This window comes from Frankia sp. CcWB2 (genome assembly GCF_977927585.1).
Map to the genome: position 1 here is coordinate 1,299 of NZ_CDWRCM010000070.1, position 2,982 is coordinate 4,280.

Consider the following 2,982-nt stretch of genomic DNA (forward strand, 5'->3'; position numbering starts at 1 on the left):
AGGCGGCCGTCGTGAGGCGAGCGTCGGATTCGGCGGGTGGCGAGAACGGGTGAGCGGGAGAAGGCCCGACGTAGGCTGGCTGTATGCAGCCGCCGGAGGGCCCGCAGCTGGTCGTCGAGGTTGTCCGGGGGCTGCGCAGCGGTGCGCCGTTCGTGGAGAGTTGCCATCACGGCACCGTCATCGGCCTCGGTCGGGACGGGGACGGTGCGCTCATCGTCGGCGTGCCCGACCACCCGATCTTCCCCCGGTCGGCGGTCAAGCCCCTTCAGGCCGCCGCGATGCTTCGTGCCGGGCTGGACGGCATCTTCCTGAGCCGGGAGATCCCCGGTGACCTGCTTGCCATTGTGTCGAGTTCCCACAGCGGCGAGCCGGTGCATCTCGCGCGGGTGCTGGAGATCCTCTCGGTGGCGGGCGTCTCCATCGACACCCTGCGCTGTCCCGCCGATCTTCCGTTGGGCCCGGCCGCGGCTCAGGCGCACCTTCGCTCCGGGGGCCGCGCGGAGCCGGTGCTGATGAACTGCTCCGGCAAGCATGCGGGGATGATCGCCTGCTGCGTAGCGGCCGGCTGGCCGATCGAGAACTACACCGATCCCGATCATCCGTTGCAGCAGGTGATCCGGCGCACGATCGAGGAGCTGGCCGGCGAGGAGATCGTCGCGACCAGCGTGGACGGGTGCGGGGCCCCATTGTTCGCGTTCTCGCTCACGGGCCTGGCCCGCGGACTGCGGGCGATGGTCCGGGCTGCGCCGGGCAGCCCCGAGTGGCGGGTCATCAACGCCATGCGGGCGCATCCCGAGCTGATCGGGGGTGTCGGCCGGTCCGACACCGACCTGATGCGGGCGGTACCCGGCGTCGTCGCGAAGAACGGCGCCGAGGGTGTCACGGTGGTGGCGACGCCCGAGGGTCACGTGGTCGCGGTCAAGATCGCGGATGGGAGCGGGCGGCCCGGCATCCCGGTCGCGCTGGCCGTGCTGACCCGCCTGGGTGCTCTTCCCGGTCCGGACGCCCCCGGGCACCTGGAGCTCGACTTCGCTCAGCTCGCCGTGCTCGGGGCGCCCACGGTGCTCGGCGGCGGGCGCCCGGCCGGTTCCCTACGCGTGCGGCTACCGGTCTGACCCGATCGAAGGCCGGTGACGAACCACCGGCCGCCGGGATGGGTGCGGCGGGCGGCCACGCGGTAGGTATGCCGGATCTGCTCGGCGGTGGCGCTGGGCGGCACGTCCAGCACCTCGTACAGCGAGCGTTGCACGCGCACGGGGTGTCTCCTGCCATTGCCGACCACCCGACCGGGCGACTGCGAGCCCGGTGTCATGGCGAAAGTACCTACACATGACCAGAATGGGCCTTGGGCGGCCCGGGGGGGCGAGCGAGAGTCCGGAGGCCGGGACAGCACGCAAAGTAGGATTTTCTGTGCATTGCGGCTCTTGGCTCCCAGAATCGTCTTGTCGGTCATGCCGGCCTTGTTCCGGTTCGGCCGACGGTGCGCTCGGGGCGCAGCGTGCGTGCCAGGGTGGGACAGGATGGGTGGATGGGGCAACGGCAGAACTCGGAGATCGTCACCGAGGTCGCGTCGCTGGTACAGGATCCGGACATCGCCGAGCGGCTGACCGTGACCGGGCCCGCCGACGTCCTTCCCAGCCTCTACCGGGTGACGATGATGGCGGCCGCGTCGGTGGCGGCCGCGGCTGTCGGGGCCAGCCGCCTGCTCGCGGCCCGCGGCGGCGGGGCCCCGCCGGAGGTCACCGTGGACACCCGTCACGCGAGCGCGGTCTTCCGCAGCGAACGGTACCTGCGGATGGCCGGCAAGCCACCGCCGAGCCCGTGGGACGCGATCTCCGGGTATTACCGCACCGGGGACGACCGGTGGATCCAGCTGCACTGTAACTTCCCGCACCACCGCAACGGGATCCTGGATCTTCTTGGGACGCCGGGCGAGCGCGCCGCCGTCGAACGGGTCATCCGCCGTTTCGAGGCCGAGCCGCTGGAACTCGAGCTGCACGCCATGGGTCTGTGCGCCAGCATGGCCCGCAGCGAGCGGGAATGGCGCGAGCACAGGCAGGCCCGGGCGGTCGACGAGCTTCCCCTCGTCGAGGTGCGCCGGCTCGGCGACGGCCCGGTGCTCGCCGCGCCCCTGGCCGAGACGCCGGCCGCGGGTCTGCGGGTGCTCGACCTGACCCGGGTCATCGCCGGTCCCGTCGCCGGTCGCACGCTGGCCGCCTACGGAGCCGACGTCCTGCGAGTCGGCGCTGCCCACCTGCCGGAGGTGCACACGGTGCTCGTCGACACCGGGTTCGGCAAGCGCAACGCCTTCCTCAACCTGCGGGTGGCCGCGGACGCCCGCCGGCTGCGCGAGCTGATCGCCTCGGCGGACGTGGTGCTCCAGGCCTACCGGCCGATGGCCCTCGACCGGCTCGGCTTCGGCCCGGAGGCGGTCGCCAGGATCCGGCCGGGCATCGTCTGCGCGACCATCACCGCGTACGGACGGCAGGGCCCCTGGAGCGGTCTGCGCGGGTTCGACAGTCTGGTCCAGACCGCGTCCGGCATCGCGACCGCCGCCGCGGCGGTGACCGGGTCCGACCGCCCCGGGCCGCTGCCGGCACAGGCCCTCGATCACGCGACCGGCTACCTCACCGTCTACGGGGTGCTGGACGCGCTGGCGCGCCGGGCGACCGAGGGGGGCAGCTGGCACGTCGGTGTGTCCCTGGCCCGGACCGGTCGTTGGCTGCAGGGGCTGGGACACCACGACACGCTCGCGCTCTCCGACCCGACCCGACCCGACCCGGGAGGATGTCGAGGAGTTCTGCGCCACGATGAACAGCGAGTTCGGACCCCTGTCGTACATCCGCCCGGCCGCCACTGTGGCCGGCGTCGCGCCGAGCTGGATCTCCCCGCCGGCACAGCTGGGCACCAGCCCGGCGGTCTGGGCATAGCCATGCTGAGGTGCTGGGTTCCGCGGGATCGCGTCGGCGTGTCCACCGTGCG

Annotated in this window: 1 protein-coding gene and 1 pseudogene; both read left to right on the plus strand. The window is 72.6% G+C overall.

Annotation, left to right across the window (positions count from 1 at the left end; genetic code table 11):
- Positions 1-83: 83 nt before the first annotated feature.
- Positions 84-1,115: an asparaginase gene (locus ACY45C_RS09730; protein WP_462187296.1), complete on the plus strand. Its 1,032-nt coding sequence runs from the start codon at positions 84-86 to the stop codon at positions 1,113-1,115.
- Between the two features lie 413 nt (positions 1,116-1,528).
- Positions 1,529-2,930 (plus strand): annotated as a pseudogene (locus ACY45C_RS09735) (CoA transferase).
- Positions 2,931-2,982 lie beyond the last annotated feature (52 nt).